General features: G+C 57.6%; 1 protein-coding gene. It reads right to left on the bottom strand.

Annotation, left to right across the window (positions count from 1 at the left end; genetic code table 11):
- On the bottom strand, positions 1-314 hold a 314-nt coding region (locus ACYP03_RS25305), incomplete at both ends, for a glycoside hydrolase family 19 protein (protein WP_459782572.1).

Here is a 314-nt window from a genome sequence, read left to right as displayed (position 1 = left end):
CCGGCAATAAATGCCGAATATGGCCCTTGATAGTTCACCAGCTGACAGCGGTAGGTTTGGTTATCCGGGGTATCCGGACGCCAGCCCCAATCCTGCTCCCAGTAAATCGCCAGTGCACCGGCCCCTTCGCCGTCAAACTGCTTCATGGCGGCACACCCCAGCACCTCGTCTGCCGGGACAGGCACATTCAGGTAACTGGCAAATTCCCGGTAGTAGTTAATCCGGTTCTGCGACTGAATGTGCTCGGCACTGCCGCCACACTCGACACCACCATTAATGATCTGCGTCGTGACACCAAAGCCAGGCACCAGACC

Source organism: Photobacterium sp. R1 (assembly GCF_054600795.1).
This window is presented reverse-complemented; position numbering and strand designations above follow the sequence as displayed.